Source organism: Pseudomonas sp. AN-B15 (assembly GCF_019056475.1).
Lineage (GTDB): Bacteria > Pseudomonadota > Gammaproteobacteria > Pseudomonadales > Pseudomonadaceae > Aquipseudomonas > Aquipseudomonas parakoreensis.
Map to the genome: position 1 here is coordinate 5,552,603 of NZ_CP049737.1, position 20,629 is coordinate 5,573,231.

Annotated in this window: 20 protein-coding genes; 9 read left to right on the top strand and 11 right to left on the bottom strand. The window is 60.8% G+C overall.

From position 1 onward, the window contains the following. Window positions 1-61: 61 nt before the first annotated feature. From pqqA to GTQ41_RS25230, 6 genes are all read left to right on the top strand, one after another. Window positions 62-136, top strand: a complete 75-nt coding sequence (gene pqqA / locus GTQ41_RS25205) for a pyrroloquinoline quinone precursor peptide PqqA (RefSeq protein ID WP_003422658.1) — start codon at window positions 62-64, stop codon at window positions 134-136. A gap of 81 nt (window positions 137-217) precedes the next feature. Beyond that, window positions 218-1,129: a pyrroloquinoline quinone biosynthesis protein PqqB gene (gene pqqB, locus GTQ41_RS25210; RefSeq protein WP_041070011.1), complete on the top strand. Its 912-nt coding sequence runs from the start codon at window positions 218-220 to the stop codon at window positions 1,127-1,129. Window positions 1,130-1,264: 135 nt separating this feature from the next. Next, window positions 1,265-2,017, top strand: coding sequence for a pyrroloquinoline-quinone synthase PqqC (gene pqqC / locus GTQ41_RS25215; RefSeq protein WP_003228879.1), 753 nt, complete (start codon window positions 1,265-1,267; stop codon window positions 2,015-2,017). Then, window positions 2,014-2,289: a pyrroloquinoline quinone biosynthesis peptide chaperone PqqD gene (gene pqqD / locus GTQ41_RS25220; RefSeq protein WP_047297008.1), complete on the top strand. Its 276-nt coding sequence runs from the start codon at window positions 2,014-2,016 to the stop codon at window positions 2,287-2,289. The genes pqqC and pqqD overlap by 4 nt, the downstream gene beginning before the upstream one ends. After that, window positions 2,261-3,433 carry a pyrroloquinoline quinone biosynthesis protein PqqE gene (gene pqqE, locus GTQ41_RS25225; protein ID WP_047297010.1) on the top strand — a complete coding sequence of 391 codons (1,173 nt, stop codon included), beginning with the start codon at window positions 2,261-2,263 and terminating at the stop codon, window positions 3,431-3,433. The genes pqqD and pqqE overlap by 29 nt, the downstream gene beginning before the upstream one ends. After that, window positions 3,399-5,210, top strand: a complete 1,812-nt coding sequence (locus GTQ41_RS25230) for a S9 family peptidase (protein WP_080963316.1) — start codon at window positions 3,399-3,401, stop codon at window positions 5,208-5,210. Before pqqE ends, GTQ41_RS25230 begins: the two co-directional genes overlap by 35 nt. Window positions 5,211-5,358: 148 nt before the next feature. Here GTQ41_RS25230 and GTQ41_RS25235 read toward each other — a convergent pair whose 3' ends face one another. Both GTQ41_RS25235 and GTQ41_RS25240 read right to left on the bottom strand, forming a co-directional pair. Beyond that, a complete protein-coding gene (locus tag GTQ41_RS25235) occupies window positions 5,359-5,517 on the bottom strand; it encodes a YqaE/Pmp3 family membrane protein (RefSeq protein ID WP_003228885.1) in 159 nt (52 codons plus the stop codon). Window positions 5,518-5,713: 196 nt separating this feature from the next. Next, window positions 5,714-6,997 (bottom strand): aspartate aminotransferase family protein, encoded by a 1,284-nt coding sequence (locus tag GTQ41_RS25240; RefSeq protein WP_047297013.1) that lies wholly within the window; start codon window positions 6,995-6,997, stop codon window positions 5,714-5,716. Between the two features lie 169 nt (window positions 6,998-7,166). Here GTQ41_RS25240 and GTQ41_RS25245 point away from each other — a divergent pair, with 169 nt between their 5' ends. Further along, window positions 7,167-8,096: a LysR family transcriptional regulator gene (locus GTQ41_RS25245; RefSeq protein WP_047297014.1), complete on the top strand. Its 930-nt coding sequence runs from the start codon at window positions 7,167-7,169 to the stop codon at window positions 8,094-8,096. Window positions 8,097-8,323: 227 nt separating this feature from the next. Here the strand turns inward: GTQ41_RS25245 and GTQ41_RS25250 are convergent, their stop codons facing one another. The 9 genes from GTQ41_RS25250 to bioB all read right to left on the bottom strand — a co-directional run bounded on the left by GTQ41_RS25250 (window position 8,324) and on the right by bioB (window position 18,836). Further along, window positions 8,324-10,102, bottom strand: a complete 1,779-nt coding sequence (locus GTQ41_RS25250) for an acyl-CoA dehydrogenase C-terminal domain-containing protein (protein WP_047297015.1) — start codon at window positions 10,100-10,102, stop codon at window positions 8,324-8,326. 189 nt (window positions 10,103-10,291) lie between these two features. Next, entirely contained in the window at window positions 10,292-11,581 is a 1,290-nt protein-coding gene (locus GTQ41_RS25255; protein ID WP_041069989.1) for a GGDEF domain-containing protein, read from the bottom strand. A 191-nt stretch (window positions 11,582-11,772) separates the two neighbouring features. Next, on the bottom strand, window positions 11,773-13,578 hold the full coding sequence (locus GTQ41_RS25260) for a phenylacyl-CoA dehydrogenase (protein WP_047297017.1): 1,806 nt from the start codon (window positions 13,576-13,578) through the stop codon (window positions 11,773-11,775). 276 nt (window positions 13,579-13,854) lie between these two features. Next, window positions 13,855-14,151 (bottom strand): hypothetical protein, encoded by a 297-nt coding sequence (locus tag GTQ41_RS25265; protein WP_047297018.1) that lies wholly within the window; start codon window positions 14,149-14,151, stop codon window positions 13,855-13,857. A gap of 108 nt (window positions 14,152-14,259) precedes the next feature. Next, the gene (gene bioD / locus GTQ41_RS25270; protein ID WP_047297020.1) at window positions 14,260-14,940 is read right to left on the bottom strand and encodes a dethiobiotin synthase; all 681 of its coding nucleotides are present in this window, start codon (window positions 14,938-14,940) and stop codon (window positions 14,260-14,262) included. Continuing rightward, a complete protein-coding gene (bioC, locus tag GTQ41_RS25275; RefSeq protein ID WP_047297022.1) occupies window positions 14,937-15,749 on the bottom strand; it encodes a malonyl-ACP O-methyltransferase BioC in 813 nt (270 codons plus the stop codon). The genes bioD and bioC overlap by 4 nt, the downstream gene beginning before the upstream one ends. Beyond that, entirely contained in the window at window positions 15,742-16,473 is a 732-nt protein-coding gene (locus GTQ41_RS25280) for an alpha/beta fold hydrolase (protein WP_047297024.1), read from the bottom strand. The genes bioC and GTQ41_RS25280 overlap by 8 nt, the downstream gene beginning before the upstream one ends. Further along, the gene (gene bioF, locus GTQ41_RS25285; protein ID WP_047297026.1) at window positions 16,466-17,644 is read right to left on the bottom strand and encodes an 8-amino-7-oxononanoate synthase; all 1,179 of its coding nucleotides are present in this window, start codon (window positions 17,642-17,644) and stop codon (window positions 16,466-16,468) included. The genes GTQ41_RS25280 and bioF overlap by 8 nt, the downstream gene beginning before the upstream one ends. Before the next feature lie 136 nt (window positions 17,645-17,780). After that, window positions 17,781-18,836, bottom strand: coding sequence for a biotin synthase BioB (gene bioB / locus GTQ41_RS25290; protein ID WP_027610689.1), 1,056 nt, complete (start codon window positions 18,834-18,836; stop codon window positions 17,781-17,783). Between the two features lie 91 nt (window positions 18,837-18,927). Here bioB and GTQ41_RS25295 point away from each other — a divergent pair, with 91 nt between their 5' ends. Further along, window positions 18,928-19,662, top strand: a complete 735-nt coding sequence (locus GTQ41_RS25295) for a ComF family protein (RefSeq protein WP_047297028.1) — start codon at window positions 18,928-18,930, stop codon at window positions 19,660-19,662. A 185-nt stretch (window positions 19,663-19,847) separates the two neighbouring features. Further along, window positions 19,848-20,612, top strand: coding sequence for a TOBE domain-containing protein (locus GTQ41_RS25300; protein ID WP_047297030.1), 765 nt, complete (start codon window positions 19,848-19,850; stop codon window positions 20,610-20,612). Window positions 20,613-20,629: the final 17 nt, after the last annotated feature.

A 20,629-nucleotide genomic window follows, 5' to 3' on the forward strand; every position in this document is an offset into this window, starting at 1 on the left:
TGCGCTGCCGTGGACTATAACTATGGACAGCGCTATCCCACCCACCCTGAAGGAGACACCCATGTCCTGGACAAAACCGGCTTACACCGACCTGCGTATCGGCTTCGAAGTCACCATGTACTTCGCCAGCCGCTGAGTTCTGCCTACGCAGACTTGCAGTGCAACGCCTCGGCTCGCCGGGGCGTTTTATTTTCAGCGTTGAAAGATGGGAGCGTTCATGTTCGTCCAGATTCTGGGTTCGGCCGCCGGTGGCGGATTTCCGCAGTGGAACTGCAACTGCGTCAATTGCGCAGGCTTTCGCGACGGCAGCCTGAATGCCAAGGCCCGCACCCAGTCGTCCATCGCGATTTCCGACGACGGCGTGAACTGGGTGCTGTGCAACGCCTCGCCAGACATCCGCGCGCAACTGCAGAGCTTCGCGCCAATGCAACCGGGCCGCGCCCTGCGTGACACCGGGATCAGCGCGATCATCCTGATGGACAGCCAGATCGACCACACCACCGGCCTGCTCAGCCTGCGCGAAGGCTGCCCGCATCAGGTCTGGTGCACAGACATGGTTCACGAGGATTTGAGCACCGGTTTCCCGCTGTTCAAGATGCTCACCCACTGGAACGGCGGGTTGAACTGGAACCGCATCGAACTCGACCAGAGCTTCACCGTCGCTGCCTGCCCGAACCTGCGCTTCACTCCGCTGCCGTTGCGCAGCGCCGCACCGCCGTATTCGCCGCACCGTTTCGACCCGCACCCGGGCGACAACATCGGCCTGATCGTCGAAGACCTCAACACCGGCGGCAAACTGTTCTATGCACCGGGGCTGGGCAAGGTCGACGCGCCGCTGCTGGAAATCATGGCCGGCAGCGACTGCCTGCTGGTGGACGGCACGCTGTGGGATGACGATGAAATGCAGCGCCGTGGCGTCGGCACCCGCACCGGTCGTGAAATGGGCCACTTGGCGCAGAACGGCCCCGGCGGCATGCTCGAAGTGCTGGAGCAGTTGCCTGAGCAACGCAAGGTGCTTATCCACATCAACAACACCAACCCGATTCTCGATGAGGATTCGCCGGAGCGCGCGGAGCTCGCGCGGCGTAATGTTGAAGTGGCGTTCGATGGCATGAGTATTGTGCTGTAGCGGATGGCCCCATCGCTGGCAAGCCAGCTCCCACAGTGTTCTGTGGTGTACACAAAAACTGTGGGAGCTGGCTTGCCAGCGATGACGTCCGACCAGACACCCAAGATTTTAACGGTTGTTCCCCGGAGAACCGCAATGACCGACACCCCGCTGTCCCCCACCGAATTCGAAGCCGCACTGCGCGCCAAAGGCGCCTACTACCACATCTACCACCCGTACCACGTGGCGATGTACGAAGGGCGTGCCACCCGCGAGCAGATTCAGGGCTGGGTCGCCAACCGCTTTTACTATCAGGTGAACATCCCCCTGAAAGACGCGGCGATCCTCGCCAATTGCCCGGATCGCGAGATCCGTCGCGAGTGGATTCAACGCCTGCTCGACCACGACGGCGCCCCCGGTGAAGACGGCGGGATTGAAGCCTGGCTGCGCCTCGGGCAAGCGGTCGGCCTCGATCCGGATCAGTTGCGTTCCCAGGAGCTGGTGCTGCCCGGCGTGCGTTTCGCTGTCGATGCCTACGTCAACTTCGCCCGCCGCGCCAGTTGGCAGGAAGCCGCCAGCAGCTCGTTGACCGAGCTGTTCGCGCCGCAGATCCACCAGTCGCGCCTCGACAGCTGGCCGCAGCATTACCCGTGGATCGACCCGGCCGGTTACGAATATTTCCGCACCCGCCTCGGTCAGGCGCGGCGCGATGTCGAGCATGGTCTGGCGATCACGCTCGAGCACTACAAGACCCGCGAGGGTCAGGAGCGCATGCTGGAAATTCTCCAGTTCAAACTGGACATTCTTTGGAGCATGCTCGATGCCATGAGCATGGCTTACGAACTGAACCGCCCGCCGTACCACAGCGTCACCGAACAACGGGTCTGGCACAAAGGAATCACCTTATGAGTTTCGATCGCAGCAAGATCCCGACCTGGCGTCCCGGCTACCGCTTCCAGTACGAACCGGCGCAAAAAGGCTACGTGCTGCTCTACCCCGAGGGCATGATCAAGCTCAACGACAGCGCCGCGCTGATCGGCGGTTTGATCGACGGTGAGCGTGATGTCGCGGCGATCATCGCCAAACTCGATGAGCAGTTCCCCGGCGTGCCCGAGCTCGGTGACGACATCGAGCAATTCATGGAGGTTGCCCGTGCGCAACACTGGATCGAACTTGCCTGAGACATCGGTGCAAGTACCGCCAAAACCTGAAGTCGGCCTGCCGCTGTGGCTGCTCGCCGAGCTGACCTACCGCTGCCCGCTGCAATGTCCGTACTGCTCCAATCCGCTGGATTTTGCCGAGCAGGGCAAAGAGCTGAGCACCGAGCAGTGGATCAAGGTGTTCCGCGAAGCGCGGGAGATGGGCGCAGCGCAATTGGGGTTTTCCGGTGGTGAGCCATTGGTGCGCCAGGATCTTGCCGAGCTGATTCGTGAAGCGCGGCAGCTGGGTTTCTACACCAACCTGATTACCTCGGGCATCGGCCTGACCGAGCAGAAGATCAGTGACTTCAAGAAGGCCGGTCTCGATCACATCCAGATCAGTTTCCAGGCCAGCGACGAGCAGGTGAACAACCTGCTCGCCGGCTCGAAAAAGGCTTTCGCGCAGAAGCTGGAAATGGCTCGCGCGGTGAAGGCCCACGGCTATCCGATGGTGCTGAACTTTGTCACCCATCGGCACAACATCGACAAGATCGACCGCATTATCGAGCTGTGCATCGCGCTCGAAGCGGACTTCGTCGAGCTCGCCACCTGCCAGTTCTACGGCTGGGCCCAACTCAACCGTGTCGGCCTGCTGCCGACCAAGGAACAACTGGTGCGTGCCGAACGCATCACCAACGAATACCGCGCCAAACTGGAAGCCGAAGGACATCCCTGCAAGTTGATTTTCGTCACCCCGGATTACTACGAAGAACGCCCGAAAGCCTGCATGAACGGCTGGGGCAGCGTCTTTCTGACGGTGACTCCGGACGGCACCGCCTTGCCCTGTCATGGCGCCCGACAGCTGCCGGTGCAATTTCCCAATGTGCGCGACCACAGCATGCAGCACATCTGGTACGACTCGTTCGGCTTCAACCGCTTTCGCGGCTATGACTGGATGCCCGAGCCGTGCCGCTCCTGCGACGAGAAGGAACAGGACTTCGGCGGCTGCCGCTGTCAGGCGTTCATGCTCACGGGGGACGCGAATAACGCCGATCCGGTGTGCAGCAAGTCCGACCATCACGGCGTGATTCTCAAGGCCCGCGAAGAAGCCGAGACCGCCACCCAGACCATCGAACAACTGGCCTTCCGTAATGAACGAAACTCACGCCTCATCGCCAAGGGCTGAGCCTTTCAGCGCCACCCAGGCCGTCGCCGCCGGAATGGACTTCGCCGAACTGCAACTCGGTGCCAACGGTTTATTCTGGAATGAATATCGCCCCGAAGACGCCGCGTGCCGGATCTGGCACTGGCGCGACGGCGTGGCGAAATGTCTGACGCCGAATGGCTTCAGCGTGCGTAGCCGGGTGTACGAATATGGCGGTGGCGCGTTTTGTCTGACGCCGGACGGGGTGGTTTTCGTCAATGAGGCGGATCAGCAGTTGTATCGGCAGACGCTGGATGGCGCGCCCGAGGTGCTGACTTCTGGCGAGTGTCGTTATGGCGATCTGCATTGTGCTTTCGGCCAGGTACTGGCGGTTGAGGAGCAGCAAGATCAGCATCGACTCGTCGCCATTGATCTGGCTGACGGTACCCGGCATTTGCTGGCTGAAGGCGCGGATTTCTATGCCGCGCCCACCATCAGCCCGGATGGCCGACGTTTGGCGTGGATCGAGTGGAGCCGGCCGCATCAGCCGTGGACTTCAACTCGCTTGATGGTGACTGAGCGTCTGACCGACGACGCATTTGCGCCCCCGGTATGCGTGGCTGGCATCGAGCGTGAAGAGTCGATCCAGCAACCGCGATTCGACACTGAAAATCGCTTGTACTGCCTGACCGATCGCGGCGGTTTCTGGCAGCCGTGGGGCGAAACGTCCGACGGTTTGCAGCGACTGCCCTGCGCCGAGGCCGATCATGCGCCCGCCCCTTGGCAAATGGGTGGCTGCACTTGGTTGCCGGTGGGTGATTCGTTTCTGGCGAGCTGGACCGAGGGCGGTTTTGGTCGCCTGGCGCTCGACGGCGACGACTTCACCGGCGACTACAGTCGTTTCCGGCACCTGGCGCTGGATCAGCAACTCATCTATTGCATCGCCGCCTCGCCAATCAGCCCCTCGGCGGTGATAGCCATTGACCGTTCCAGCCGCGAAGTGAACGTGCTGGCCGGTGGTATTGCGCCACTGCCGACGGAGCGCATCAGTCGTCCGCAGACCTTGCGCTACCCGAGCGGCAGCGGTGAGGCTCATGGGTTCTTTTATCCGGCAATGAACGACGAAGCACAGCCACCACTGGTGGTGTTCATCCACGGCGGCCCGACCTCGGCCTGCTACCCGATGCTCGACCCGCGCATTCAGTACTGGACGCAACGCGGTTTTGCTGTCGCCGACCTCAACTACCGCGGCAGCAGCGGTTATGGCCGCGAATACCGTCAAGCGTTGCATCTGAGCTGGGGCGAGGTGGACGTCGAGGACGCCTGCGCGGTGGTGGCGTATCTGGCCAGACAAGGTCTGATCGACGGCGAGCGCGCGTTTATCCGCGGCGGCAGCGCGGGGGGTTACACCACGTTGTGTGCGCTGGCGTTTCATCAGGTGTTCCGCGCGGGCGCCAGCCTCTACGGCGTCAGCGACCCGGTGGCACTGGCCCGGGCGACGCACAAATTTGAAGGCGATTATCTCGACTGGCTGATCGGCGATCCCCAGCAGGACGTCGAGCGCTACGCCGCACGCACACCTTTGCTACACGCGAACAACATCCGGGTGCCGGTGATCTTCTTTCAGGGTGAACTGGATGTCGTGGTGGTGCCGCAACAGACCCGCGACATGGTCACGGCGCTGGAACGCAATGGCATCCCGGTCGAGGCGCATTACTACGCCGAGGAGCGCCATGGCTTTCGCCGGGCGGTGAATCAGGCACATGCGCTGGAGCAGGAGTGGACGTTTTATCGGCGGGTGATGGGGTTGGCGGACTGAATACCGCACTTTTTTCAAAATGACGCCGCCCCCATCGCGGGCAAGCCCGCTCCCACAGGTTCTTTGGTGTACACAAAATGTGTGACCTACCGAAAACACTGTGGGAGCGGGCTTGCCCGCGATAGCAATCTATCTCGCGCCGCTGAACTCAGCGTTTGGCGATGATATACACCGCATGCACGATCCCCGGGATATAACCACACAACGTCAGCAGAATGTTCAGCCAGAACGCCCCGCCGAACCCGACCTGCAGAAACACACCCAGTGGCGGTAACAGAATGGCGATGATGATACGAATGAAGTCCATGGGTCAGCTCCTGATTGGGGGTTGGCTCACTTGAGCCATACAAGCTAATCGACCTGCGCCGTTCGTCAGGGTTCAGTGCAAACGCCATTTGATCGCCACTATCGGGCATAAAAAAACGCCCCACGCCAAAAGAATCAGGCGTGAGGCGTGCGTTACACCGCGAGACGGTTCTTGAAATCGGGCAGGAAACTTCAGTTCAGACGGCAATCCCTTTGCGGCATTGCAGTTGCGCGGTGCGCACCCGCGAAAAGGCGCGGGCCAGGCGCAGGAGCATTTCGTCGATATTGGCCTTGCTGACAGTGAGTGCCGGGGTGAAACGCAGGCAATCGGCTTGCGGCGCATTGAGCAGCAGGCCTTCATGCAGGGCGGCACTGACTACGGCATCGGCGCAATCCTCTGACAGGCTCAGTCCCCAGAACAGGCCTTGACCACGCAGTTCGCCATGGCCGTAACGGTGCGCCAGACGCGCAAGTCCCTCGCGCAAGTGCTGACCGTGGTCTTTGACCTGTTCGAGAAATGCCCGGTCCTGCACGCTGTCGAGCACCACCAGACCGGCCGCGGTCATCAGTGCGTTGCCGTGATGAGTGCCGCCCAGTTCCCCGGCATCAAAGCAGCAGGCCTTGCCTCGGGCCAACAGCGCTGCCAGCGGCACACCACCACCGAGGCCCTTGCCGAGTACGACAATATCGGCGCGCACACCGTAGGACTGCTCGGCGAGCAAACTGCCGCAGCGGCCGATACCGGTCTGCACTTCGTCGAGGATCAGCAGAATGCCCAGTTCGCGGCACAGCCGTTCAACGCCTTTGAGGTAATGCTCAGTGGCCGGAATAACCCCGGCATCGCTCTGAATCGGCTCGAGCATGATCGCCACGGTTTGCGCATCGACAGCCGCGTGCAGCGCCGGCAAGTCGTTGAATGGCACCAGATCGAAACCTGGCAGCAGCGGAGCGAAACGGTTGTGCAGGTTGCAACTGTCTGACGCGGAAATCGTCGCCAGACTACGGCCGTGACAACCTTGTCTGGCAACAATGATCCGCGACGCCCCACCACGATGCAGTTGGCCCCACTTGCGCGCCAGTTTGATTGCCGCTTCACAGGCCTCGCTGCCACTGTTGAGCAAGTAAGCCTGGTCGCTGGAAGTGCTGGCACACAAACGTTCGGCAAGGTTGAGCATGCCGCGATTGTGCAGATTGAAACCAGGATTGATCAGTGCCTGAGCCTGACTGGCAATCGCTTTGACCAGCGCCGAGGGGCTGTGCCCGAGGCTGTTGGCACCGCCGGCCTGGGAGAAGTCGAGGTAGGCGCGATCATGACTGTCCCACAGCCAGGAACCCTGACCACGAACGAACACCTGCAGCGGGCGCTCGACGCTGGGCATCAAGCGCTCGGCATTCAGACTGTCGCCTGCCCCGGAGGGATGGATCTCGAACGCAAGGTCATCAAGACTCGGCGCCTGGCGCCGCAAACTGAACAGATTCATTGAAAAAAACCTCGTTTGAGGTTTTTTGAACTGCCTATGCAAACACTGTCGAAGCAAACGCTATTCATCGCGCTCTTTGGCCCTGTAAGCCTTGTAATTGCGGTTAGACTAGGCTCACAGCGGGCTTCGGGCCATTTCGATTTACCAGCATTTTCGATAAGCATTACTTATGGATTTCAAACAACTGCGTTATTTCGTCGCGGTCTACGAAGAAGGCCATGTGGGCCGGGCCGCTGAGCGTCTGTCGATCTCGCAACCGGCGCTCTCGCAACAGATCCGCCAGCTCGAGCAGAACCTCGACGTCACCCTGTTCGAACGCAGCAGCAAACGCCTGCTGCCGACCCTCGCCGCGCACACCCTGTACAACCACGCTCTGCCACTGCTCGATGGATTGCAGCGAGCGCGCGAGGCCTTGGGCAATTTCAAGGGCCAGGCTTTGCGCACCTTGGCGATCGGCGTACTGCAAACCGTGCACACCAGCCTCGTCCCGCAAATGCTCGAGCGGGTGCGCAAGGCGCAGCCGCATCTGGTGGTGCAGATTTACGAGCTGACCGGTCTGGAGATCGAGCGCCGCCTGCTCAACGGCTCGCTGGATATCGGCATCAGCTACCTGCCACCGCGACAACCCGGGCTGCATGGCGTGATGCTGTATGAAGATGAGCTGACGTTGGTGATCCCGGCGGATCATCCGCTGCGTGAATTCAAGAAGGTCTCGATGCGACAGGCAGCGGAATTGCCGATGTTGCTGCTGGGCGAAGAGTTTCAGATCCGGCAGATCTGGCAGGCGCAACTGACCAGCCTGGGGCGACGCCCCCAAGTGCAGGCCGAGCTGAACAATATGCTGGGGATTCTCGACAGTTTGCCGCACACCAGACTGGCGACGGTGCTGCCCGGGCGCTCACAGAGGGAATACGACGATCAGGATCTGCTGTGGAAACCGCTGAGCGAGCCACGGGTGCCCCTGCAGGTTGGCCTGGTGTGTCGCGATGTGCAGCGCCAGCAGGCGTCTTTGGCATTGCTGCGCACGTTGCTGGAAGAGGTGATTCAGCGTGAAGACAAACCGCTGAAAGCCGCGCCACCACTGGATCCGTTGCCCTGAGAACTTTTCTTCAGACAAAAGAAAACCCCGCCGAAGCGGGGCTTTGCAGACTGTTTCCCTGACATCCATTTCACTCCGCCACCCTGGCAGAATCCTACGTGTCCGTGTTGTTGCTTTGCGCTTCCTGCGCGACGTCCATGAGTTGTAGATTAGCTGTGGATCCAATCTACGCCTATGGGAGAACAGCAGCACGTCATGTAAGAGAATGCTTACATGACGTTACATCATCAGAACTGCTCAGCACTCAGCAGGAACAGCGACTCGCTGCCGGCCTTCACCGATGCGCTCAGCGAGTGGATACGCGGCAGCAGACGGGCGAAATAGAAGCGCGCGGTGCCTAGCTTGCTGGCGTAAAAATCGTCCTGCGCTTCTTTGCCCAGCGCGGCTTTCGCCATCAGTGCCCACATGTAGGCATAAGCGGTGTAGCCGAACGCTTGCAAATATTCGACCGAAGCCGCGCCGATTTCGTTCGGATTGGTTTTCGCCCGATCCAGCAGCCACGCTGTCAGCTCGTCGAGGGTGCTGACGGCATCGTTCAATGGCTTGGTGAATTCGCTGAGGTCAGCGCTGGCGGTTGCGGTGAAGTGGCGGATCTCGTCAGCGAACAGCTTGTAGAACGCGCCGCCGCTGCCGACGATCTTGCGCCCGACCAGGTCCAGGGCCTGAATGCCGTTGGTGCCTTCGTAGATCTGGGTGATGCGCACGTCACGCACCAGTTGCTCCTGACCCCACTCGCGGATGTAACCGTGGCCGCCGAAAATCTGCTGGCCGTGGACGGTGGTTTCCAGGCCCAGGTCGGTGAGGAATGCCTTGGCCACCGGGGTCAGCAACGCGACCAGATCTTCTGCGCGCTTGCGGGTGGTGGCGTCTTCGCTGAACTTGGCGGTGTCGAGTTGCATTGCCACGTAGGTGGAGAACGCGCGACCGCCCTCGTTCGAGGCTTTCATGGTCAGCAGCATGCGACGTACGTCCGGATGAACGATGATCGGGTCGGCAACCTTGTCCTTGTTCTGCGCGCCGGTCGGCGAACGGCTCTGCAGACGATCGCGCGCGTATTCGACGGCGTTCTGATAGGAACGTTCGCCGCTGGCCAGGCCTTGAATGCCGACGCCCAGACGTTCGTAGTTCATCATGGTGAACATCGCCGCCAGGCCCTTGTTCGGCTCGCCGACCAGATAACCCACGGCTTCGTCGAAGTTCATCACGCAGGTCGCGGATGCCTGGATGCCCATCTTGTGTTCGATCGAACCGCAGTTTGCCGGGTTGCGCGCGCCCAGGCTGCCATCGGCATTGACCATGAACTTCGGCACCAGGAACAGCGAAATGCCTTTCGGACCGGCCGGGGCGTCCGGCAGTTTCGCCAGCACCAGGTGGATGATGTTCTCGGTCAGATCGTGCTCACCGCCGGTGATGAAAATCTTGGTGCCGCTGACCTTGTAGGTACCGTCAGCCTGCGGTTCGGCCTTGGTGCGGATGATGCCCAGGTCGGTGCCGGCGTGCGGCTCGGTCAGGCACATGGAGCCGGCCCAGATCCCGGCATACATGTTCGGCAGGTACGCGGCTTTCAGCTCTTCGCTGGCGTGGGCGTTGATCGACAGGCAAGCGCCGGCAGTCAGCATCGGATACAGACCGAACGACAGGCTGGCGGAGTTGACCATTTCTTCGACCTGCGCCGAAACGGCTTTGGGCATGCCCATGCCGCCGTAGGCCGGATCGCCACCGACACCGACCCAGCCGCCCTCAGCGTAAGTCTGATAGGCCTGTGGGAAACCGGCCGGCGTGGTGACAGCACCGTCCTTCCAGTGGCAGCCTTCTTCGTCGGCAGCCCGGCTCAGCGGTGCGATGCTTTTGCTGGTGACCTTGCCGGCCTCTTCGAGAATGGCTTCTACAGTTTCTGCATCGACAGTCTCGGCCAACGCCGGCAATTCGGCCCAGAGTTTGGCGACTTCGAATACTTCATTGAGGACGAAGCGCATATCGCGCAGCGGCGCTTTGTAGTCAGCCATGGCAAACCTCGCAAGATCTAAACAGGTGATTCGTGGAAGAGTGTTTTCGTTGAGGCCGAGTGTACCTCAACAACTTTTGCGACACATAGGGTCAACCGGTGACTGATTTGTTATTTTTGGTCACCAGCATTCAGCGATAAAACAAAGCCCGCAATCAGCGGGCTTTTGAGCGATGGCGTGTGGCTTGACTCAGCCCGCGGCGCTGTCCATGCGCACCGCGCCGCGACGGTTCTGACCGAACGCCATGACGCAGTTACGCCCGGCACCCTTGGCGCTGTACAACGCCTGGTCGGCAGACTTGAGGACTTCTTCCGGGGTGCGCTGCTCGACGCGTTCGGCGACGCCGATACTGACCGTGACTGAGACACTGGAAGCACCGCTGCCGCCACGCCGCTGGCGACCTTGCTGGTCGTCCTGCGGGCGGTTCTCCTGATTGCGCAACTGGATGTTGTAGGAGGCAATCGACTCGCGGATCACTTCCAGGTGCGGCATGCATTCCTCGAGGGTTTTGCCCGCAAACACCAAGGCGAATTCCTCACCACCATAGCGATATGCCCTGCCGCCACCGCTGATTTTCGACAGTTTGCTCGCGACCAGGCGCAGCACCTGATCACCAACGTCATGACCGTGAGTGTCGTTGAATTTCTTGAAGTGATCGACGTCGCTCATCGCCAACACATAATTGCGACCCAGGCGCTGCATGCGCTCATTAAGCGCACGCCTCCCCGGCAAACCAGTCAGCTCATCGCGGAAGGCCATTTGGTAGGCCTCATGCGCCACGGCGGCGGCAATCATCAGCATCACCTGACTGCACATGATGTTCAGGGTGAACGGCAGGATGAAGGTTTTCGGCAGCATCCAGAACAACCCGAGCAAGCCGACCAGTTGTGCCGCATGCAACGGGCGCGGGTTGCGCCAGTATTGCCAGGCCAGCAACAGGAACGCCGAGAGAAACACCGGATAGGACATCTGGATCAGGCTCATCCAGGCGCCGTGCAGCGCTGGCCAGCGGATTTCCGAGAGCCACATCAGCAACGCCTGGGGATAACTTTGCTCAAGACCGAGGGCGACGCTGCCAAAGGCCAGCAGCACGGCGAATCGCGCGACCATGTCCTGAAAAAGATGGGTGCGCTCCTGCCACGCGGCGAACAGCCCGAACAACAACGGCAACAGCAGACAGACAAGGTGGAACACCACCGCAGCGTCTTCGCGCACTTTGCCGTTATCGCGGTAATAGTCAGTCTGGGTGTCGAGCAGAAAGTAGGCGATGTACACCGTGAGCATCAGAAACAGTTCGCGCTGACGTCGGTAAACCGCACAGTAGGCGCCGCCCAATAGCAGCACCAGGGTCGGCAGCACGTTGAACAGCGAAGTGAAGAACACATTGAGGTCTTTGACGTACGCAGCCGCCAACCCCGCGAGCAACAACAGGAGTGAAGGCAGGAAATGACTGAAACGTACAGCGGAAGAACGCGGCAAGGGTAAAGCTCCGACCCGTCATATCAAAGAGATGGCATTGTGCCTGCAATGTGGTCAGTTAAGCACACACAATGTGATCCAGATCACAGGCAGTCTCTTTAACGGCAGAAAAGCCGGGTTGCTGAGCGATTCAGCAACAAAAAAACCGCTGCCCCCGGAGGAGCAGCGGTTTGGTCAGACCGCGTTGAGGCTTAGTAGCCCAGTGCGAAGTCTTCTTCCTTCATGTCCATCAGGTTATTGGCGCCCGACAGCATGGTGGCCACGTGGGTACGGGTACGTGGCAGGATGCGCTGGAAGTAGAAGCGCGCGGTTTGCAGCTTGGCAGTGTAGAACGCCTCGTCGGTGGTGCCGGCAGCCAGTTTTTCAGCAGCCAGGCGCGCCATGTCAGCCCAGAAGTAGGCCAGGCAGGCGTAACCGGAGTACATCAGGTAGTCCACGGAGGCCGCGCCGACTTCTTCACGGTCTTTCATGGCTGCCATACCGACCTTCATGGTCAGCTCGCCCCACTCTTTGTTCAGTGCAGCCAGCGGTGCAACGAATTCTTTGACGGCTTCGTTGCCTTCGTTGTTCTGGCAGAACTTGTGAACGATCTTGGTGAAGCCTTTCAAAGCCTCGCCTTGAGTCATCAGCACTTTACGGCCCAGCAGGTCGAGTGCCTGGATACCGGTGGTGCCTTCGTACAGCATCGAAATGCGGCTGTCGCGAACATTCTGCTCCATGCCCCACTCGGCGATGAAACCGTGACCACCGTAGATCTGCACACCGTGGTTGGCGGCTTCGAAACCGACTTCGGTCATGAACGCCTTGGCAATCGGCGTCATGAACGCCAGCAGTGCGTCGGCCTTCTTCTTCTCTTCTTCGTCGACGCCGTACTTGACGATGTCGACCTGTTTGGCGGTGAAGTACACCATCGCGCGGTTGCCTTCGGCGAAGGCCTTCATGGTCAGCAGCATGCGACGTACGTCAGGGTGCACGATGATCGGGTCAGCGGCCTTGTCCGGCGCTTTCGGGCCAGTCAGAGAGCGCATTTGCAGACGGTCGCGAGCATATTTCAGGCCGCCCTGGAAGCCGATTTCGGCGTGGGCCAGACCTTGCAGCGCGGTACCCAGGCGTGCGGTGTTCATGAAGGTGAACATGCAGTTCAGGCCTTTGTTCGCCGGGCCGATCAGGAAACCGGTGGCGCCGTCGAAGTTCATCACGCAAGTGGCGTTACCGTGGATACCCATCTTGTGTTCCAGCGAACCGCAGCTCACTGCGTTGCGCGCACCGACGGTGCCATCGGCGTTCGGCAGGAATTTTGGAACGATGAACAGGGAAATGCCTTTGGTGCCAGCCGGTGCGTCCGGCAGGCGGGCCAGTACGATGTGGACGATGTTGTCGGCCATGTCGTGTTCACCGGCCGAGATGAAGATCTTGGTCCCGGAAACCTTGTAGGAGCCATCGGCCTGAGGCTCGGCCTTGGTGCGCAGCATGCCCAGGTCGGTGCCGCAGTGCGGTTCGGTCAGGCACATGGTGCCGGTCCACTCGCCGGAAACCAGTTTGGTCAAATAGGCTTCTTGCTGCTCAGGGGTGCCGTGCTCGGAGATGGTGTTCATCGCACCGTGCGACAGGCCCGGGTACATGCCCCACGACCAGTTGGCTTCACCGACCATTTCGCTCACAGCCAGACCCAGCGACTCCGGCAGGCCCTGACCGCCGTGCTCGACGTCGTGTGCAAGGCTCGGCCAGCCGCCTTCGACGAATTGCTTGTAAGCCTCTTTGAAGCCCGTCGGGGTTTTCACACCGGACTCGCTCCAGGTGCAGCCTTCGAGGTCGCCCACGCGGTTCAGCGGTGCCAATACCTGCTCACAAAACTTGGCGCCTTCTTCGAGGATGGCGTCAACCATGTCCGGCGTTGCTTCGGAGCAAGCTGGAAGGCTCTGATAGTGCGCTTCGTAGCCGAGCAGTTCGTCACGAACGAAGCGAATATCACGCAAGGGGGCCTTGTAGTCAGGCATAGCGATAAACCTCTGCTGATGTAACCGGGAATGAACGACCGCGTTGATTTGTTGTGACGGTCAAACAGTTGTTTGAAACATACGTTTACGCCGAAATCTTGTCAAGCGTCGATCTTTTGCCGTTCGTCATGACTTTTTTCAAACGCCGGACACAGCAAACGGCCATGGGCTGCAAAGCGCCACGGGTAATGAAAAAAGATTAGTTGAGAGAGAAGGACTTACAACGAAAAACGCCGCGACAAAGCGCGGCGTTCGGCAAACGATGAACGTGAAAAATCAGGCAAACGTATCAATGATCGTACCGAGCATTTCATCGGAAGCCTTGGCGACCTTGGTGCCCAGTTCCACCTGAAACTTGCCCTGCGCCATTTCGGCCATGGCGCTGCCCGGATCCATTTGCTGACTGCGGTCGATACCGCGCAGGCGATCGATCTGCGCCTCGGAAGACTGGCTGGTAACCGAACGCTCGATCGTATTATTGGCGATCTGGCTGGCGGCCTGATCGACACGATTCTGCCCGGTTTGAATGGTGCTCAAACCCGCATAAAAAGCTGTGTTACCGGTGATTTCCATGGGAGTTCTCATCCTTGGGAAGGATCAATGGTTGCCATTGAAGCAGAGGCGTCAGAAAAACACCCGTCAAAAATACTGATGGCACAGTGCCCTGTCATAGCAAAAGCATTAGTCCAGCAGATCGAGCTGCAAGTGGGCAGCCACCGCTTCGGCATTGAGTGCCTTGAGTTTCGGCACGCGCCCCAGACACGGCGCCGGCAGCCGTTCGGCCAGCGTCGCCAGATTCTCTTCCAGCCGCGACGTCTTCGGGTCGATGATATTCGCCACCCAACCGGCCAGTTGCAGGCCATCGCGGGCAATTGCCTCGGCCGTCAGCAAGGCATGACTGATACAGCCCAGGCGCACGCCCACCACCAGAATCACCGGCAGCTTCAACGCGATGGCCAGATCCGATAGATTGTCCTGATCCGCCAACGGTACCCGCCAGCCACCGGCCCCTTCAATCAAGGTGAAATCGGCATTCAGCGCCAGAATTTCGCGCATCGGCGCCAACAGCGATTGCACGGTCAGCGCGACACCCGCCTCGCGCGCCGCCAGATGCGGCGCGATGGCCGGCTCGAACGCCACCGGATTGACCTGTTGATAAGTCAGCGGCACCGAACATTCAGCCAACAACGCCAGCGCGTCCGCATTACGCAAACCCTTGGCGGTTACCTCGCACCCCGAAGCCACCGGTTTGCCCGCCGCCGTACTCAGCCCCGCCAAGCGCGCAGCATGCAGTAACCCGGCAGCCACGGTGGTCTTGCCGACATCGGTGTCAGTCCCGGTGATGAAATAGGCTGCGCTCATAAGGGTTTCTCCAACACGGCGTAAACCACCTGGTAAGTCGCTGGCAATCCCTGCGGCTGACGGAACTGTTCGTACGCCTCGATCAGGCCGAGGATCCGCGCCCGCCCGGTCAAACCGCCCGGCCGCCCGGGGTTCAGATTGTGCGCACCGAGCGCCTTGAGTTCGTGGGTCAGGCTGCGCACATCCGGGTAGTGCAGCACATGCGCCTGGTTCCGCAGACTCACCGTACGCAAGCCGCTGGCGGCACACAACTGCTCATACCGGACGAATTCACGGAAGCGGTTGACGTGCACCAGCCCATCGACCTGCCGCCAACTGTCGCGCAATTCGTACAACGTCCCGACACAAAGACTAGCAAACGCGAAAATCCCGCCCGGCTTGAGCACACGAAAAGCTTCGCTGAGCACCGATTCGAAGTCCGCACACCACTGCACCGCGAGGCTGGAGAAGATCAGCTCGCAGGTCGAATCCTGCAATGGCAGACGCTCCGCATCACCCGCGATGAAATGCTGCGCGCCGCCCAGTGGCCGTGCGTGATCGAGCATGCCCTCGGCGATATCCAGTGCCAGCCCCTGACCCTCGACATATCGATGGGCCAATGCGCGAGTGAAATAGCCGGTGCCGCAGCCAAGATCCAGCCAGCGTGACGGCAGAAAATCTTCCGGCAACCGCTGCAGCAACTGTGAGCCGACGTCACGCTGCAATTCGGCAACACTGTCGTAGCTGGCCGCCGCACGGGAGAAAGAGGCCGCGACCTGGCGCTTGTCGGGCAAGCCGCCGGGCAGCGCAACTAGAGACAAATCAGTCATCACCGCACTCGTGTAGAAAAGCCTGGATCGCACCCGCCACGCCATGGGGGTCTTCCAGAAGAAACGCATGACTGGCCTGTTCGATCAGACCAATTTCGATATCCGGCAACCGCGCGAACAACGCCCCCGCCGCTTCCGCCGGCACCAGGCCGTCCTGCCCGGCGAACAGGTGCAACTGCGGGCCGCGAAACGCCTGCAACGCTTCCCGGGTATCCAGTTGGGCGAGCAGTCCCAGCCCGGCCAACAAGGTTTCGGGGTTCGTATTCGGCGCGCCGCCCAGCATCAACCGCGACAAACCGCGCGGCTCTTGCGCGCCCTGAGCACACAACAACGAGAACCGTTTGAGGGTCAGCCGTGGATCGGACTGGCAGCCGCCGAGAAATGCATCGAACGTCTCGCCCGGCATCGCACTCGGCCAATGCTCGTGAGCCACGAAAGAAGGATTGCTCGCCAGCGTCAGCAGACCGCAGCAACGCTCGCCGCGCCGTGCCGCCAATTCGGAGGCAAGCATGCCGCCCAGCGACCAGCCGCCCAGCCACACATCCTGAGGAATACGTTCATCGAGATCGTCGAGCCACTCCTGCACGTCGCTTGAATCAAGCTCGGGCAACGGCTCGATCTCGACATACAGATGCTCGTCGAGTCCCTGTAACGCTGCGGTCAAAGGCTCCAGCGGCGAAATACCAAGGCCCCAGCCCGGCAGCAGAATCAGACGATCACGCATGGCTTGGCTCCGGCGGCAGTTGGGCAAAGCAATCGGCCAGTCCTTCCAACAATAGCTGCACCTGCGCCTCGCTGTGGGCAGCGGTCAGGGTCACGCGCAGGCGTGCGCTACCCGCCGGGACAGTCGGCGGACGGATTGCCGTGACCATCAAGCCGCGCTCGCGCAGCATCTGCGACAGGCGCACGGCGCGACCGGCATCGCCGATCAGGATCGGCTGGATCGGGGTGAAGCTGTCCATCAATTGCAGACCGATCTGCTCGGCGCCGTGGCGGAACTGGCGGATCAGCGTCTGCAGATGTTCACGACGCCAGTGTTCCGTGCGCAGCAGTTCCAGACTTTTCAGCGTTGCGCAGGCCAGCGCCGGTGGCTGGCTGGTGGTGTAGATGTAGGGCCGGGCGAACTGGATCAGGCTTTCGATCAGCTCCTCACTGCCGGCGACAAAAGCACCCGCCGTGCCGAACGCCTTGCCGAGGGTGCCGACCAGCACCGGCACATCGTCCTGACTCAGGCCGAAATGCTCGACGATTCCGCCACCATTGACGCCGAGCGGGCCGAAGCCATGGGCATCATCGACCATCAGCCACGCGCCCTTGGCCTTGGCTTCCCGGGCCAGCGCGGGCAGATCGGCAATGTCGCCGTCCATGCTGAACACGCCATCGGTGACCACCAGCGTGTTGCCCGTGGCTTTCTCCAGACGCGTGGCCAGACTACCGGCGTCGTTGTGCAGATAACGATTGAAACGCGCGCCGGACAACAGACCGGCATCCAGCAACGAGGCATGATTGAGGCGGTCTTCCAACACCGTATCGCCCTGCCCGACCAGTGCCGTGACCGCACCGAGGTTGGCCATGTAGCCAGTGGTGAACAACAAAGCACGCGGCCGGCCGGTGAGGTCCGCCAGCGCTTCCTCCAGTGCATGATGCGGGCCGCTGTGGCCGATCACCAGATGTGACGCTCCGCCACCCACGCCCCAGCGCTCGGCACCCGCGCGCCAGGCTTCGATCACCTGCGGGTGATTGGCCAGGCCGAGGTAGTCGTTATTGCAGAACGCCAGCAACGGCTGACCGTCGACCACCACTTCAGGCCCCTGCGGGGACTCGAGCAACGGCCGCTGGCGATAGAGATTTTCAGCACGGCGGGCAGCAAGGCGTGCGGCGAGATCGAAAGACATGCAGGCCTCACATTTGAAAAATGACTGTGTAGGAGCTGCCGAAGGCTGCGATCTTTTGAGCTTGTCTTTTAAAAAACAACATCAAAAGATCGCAGCCTGCGGCAGCTCCTACAGGGTTTTGCATTTCAAGCGAAGATCAGACCGCAGCGTTATAGAACTGCTCGCTGCTCTTCTGCTCCACCAACGCCTGCTCGATCGCGGCCTGATGCACCTCATCGGCATGCTCTTCACGGGCTTCTGGCTGAATACCCAGACGCGCGAACAGTTGCATGTCCTTGTCGGCCTGCGGGTTGGCAGTGGTCAGCAGTTTGTCGCCGTAAAAAATCGAGTTGGCACCGGCAAAGAATGCCAACGCCTGCATCTGCTCGTTCATCGCTTCGCGGCCGGCGGACAGGCGCACGTGGGATTGCGGCATGAGGATGCGCGCCACGGCGAGCATGCGGATGAAATCGAACGGATCGACGTCGTCGGCGTTTTCCAGCGGCGTACCGGCCACTTTCACCAGCATGTTGATCGGCACCGACTCCGGATGCTCCGGCAGGTTAGCCAGCTGGATCAGCAGGTTGGCGCGGTCGTCCAGCGACTCGCCCATGCCGAGAATGCCGCCGGAGCAGATCTTCATCCCCGACTCACGCACGTAGGCCAGAGTCTGCAGGCGCTCGCTGTAAGTGCGGGTGGTGATGATGCTGCCGTAGAACTCCGGCGAGGTGTCGAGGTTGTGGTTGTAGTAATCCAGGCCAGCCTTGGCCAGCGCCTCGGTCTGCTCCTGATCGAGACGCCCGAGGGTCATGCAGGTTTCCAGACCCATGGCTTTCACGCCTTCGACCATCTTCAGCACGTACGGCATGTCTTTGGCGGACGGGTGCTTCCACGCCGCGCCCATGCAGAAACGCGTGGAGCCGATGGCTTTGGCGCGGGCAGCCTCCTCGAGGACTTTCTGCACCTCCATCAGCTTTTCTTTTTCCAGGCCGGTGTTGTAGTGACCGGACTGCGGGCAGTACTTGCAGTCTTCCGGGCAGGCACCAGTCTTGATCGACAGCAGGGTCGAAACCTGCACCCGGTTGGCGTTGAAATGTGCGCGGTGCACCGTCTGCGCCTGGAACAGCAAGTCGTTGAATGGCTGTACGAAGAGCGCTTTGACTTCGGCTAAAGACCAATCGTGACGCAGGGTGGCAGAGGTGCTGGCGCTCATGGGCAGTTCCTTGGTTATGCTTGGCTGGCGGCTGCGGGAACGTAATACCCACAGGCGCGACACGGATGTTCGGCATATTTAAGGAAGAGTCATGCGCTGTCAACCACGATACGAACAGCAGGTTTACATCTGTTTAAAAAACGTACAGACCTGCTTGCTGTGCGATGAACCCGCAGAAGCAGAATTGCCAATGTGCGTCGCCTGCGAAACCGAGCTGCCCTGGCTCGGCGACCAGTGCCAGACGTGCGCTTTGCCGATGCCGGCTGTCGGTCTGACCTGCAGCGAGTGCCTGCTAGAGCCGCCGGCGTTCGAACAGGTGGTCGTGCCGTGGCGCTATGACTTCCCGGTGGACAGTCTGATTACACGCTTTAAACACAAGGCGAAATGGCCGTTTGGCCACCTGCTTGCCGACGTTGCCGGACAATACCTGCAACATCGCTTCGATGAAGGGTTGCCGCGACCCGATGTGTTGTTGCCGGTGCCACTGGCGATCAAACGTCTGCGCCAACGCGGGTTCAATCAAGCCGCGATGCTCGGGCGATGGTTAAGCCAACAGCTGAATCTGCCTTTTGAGGAACAGGCGCTACGGCGGGTCCACGACACCAGCGCCCAGCAGGATCTCGACGCCAAGGCGCGCAAGCGCAATTTGCGTCATGCCTTCGCGCTGAACCCTGACACCGATGTGAAAGGTCGGCACTTCGCATTGATCGATGACGTGCTGACCACCGGCGCCACGGCCCAGGCATTGGCGCGACTGCTAAAAAATGCAGGCGCAGCGCGGGTTGACGTGTATTGCCTGGCGCGCACGCCAAAACCGGGAAATTGAAAGTCAGCACAATCCCCTTGTGGGAGCGAGCCTGCTCGCGAAGCTCAGTGTCGGTCATCATCAGCGTTGAATATGCTGACGCCTTCGCGAGCAGGCTCGCTCCCACAGGGTTCTATGTCAGGCTTGACTCCGGCGTTGCAAGCCGCCAATTTCCCCCCACCGCCACCGTGAAAAAGCCCCCACCCATGTCCCTGCCCACCCTGCTCTCCCAGCACATCGTCCGCCGTCCGCAGCGCATCGCCCTGCTGCAACACATTGCCGAACAGGGCTCGATCACCCGCGCCGCAAAAAGCGCCGGGCTGAGTTACAAGGCCGCTTGGGATGCGATCGATGAGTTGAACAACCTGGCGCAGAAGCCACTGGTGGAACGTGCGGTCGGCGGCAAGGGCGGCGGTGGCGCCAGATTGTCCAGCGAAGGCGAGCGGGTGTTGCGCCTTTATCAAAAGCTGCAGGCTTTGCAGGCGCAGGTGCTGGAAGCGGCTGAAGACGCCAGTGATCTGGATCTGCTCGGGCGATTGATGCTCAGAACCAGCGCCCGCAATCAACTGCACGGCAAAGTCGTGAGCATCGAAGGTCAGGGCCGCAATGACGTGATCCGCCTCGAACTGGCTGAAGGTTTGTGGATCAACGCACAGATCACCCACGACAGCACCGTGCACCTGGAACTGCAACCGGGCACTGAAGTAGTGGCATTGATCAAGGCCGGCTGGCTTGAACTGCTGGCGGCGGATCAAGCGGCAACATCTGGACACAATCTACTGAGCGGCACGCTCGAAGCCATTCTCGATGCCGAGGACGGCCCCAGCGAAGTGCGCATCGCTTTGCCCAACGGCCAGACGCTCTGCGCTCTGGCTGAGCCGCTGCAGCTTCGCACCCGCGGGCTGAGTGTCGGGCAACTGGTGCAGGTGCAGTTTTCGCCGTCCAATGTACTGATCGGCACGCCGCTGTAATCAGACGCTGCAACGAA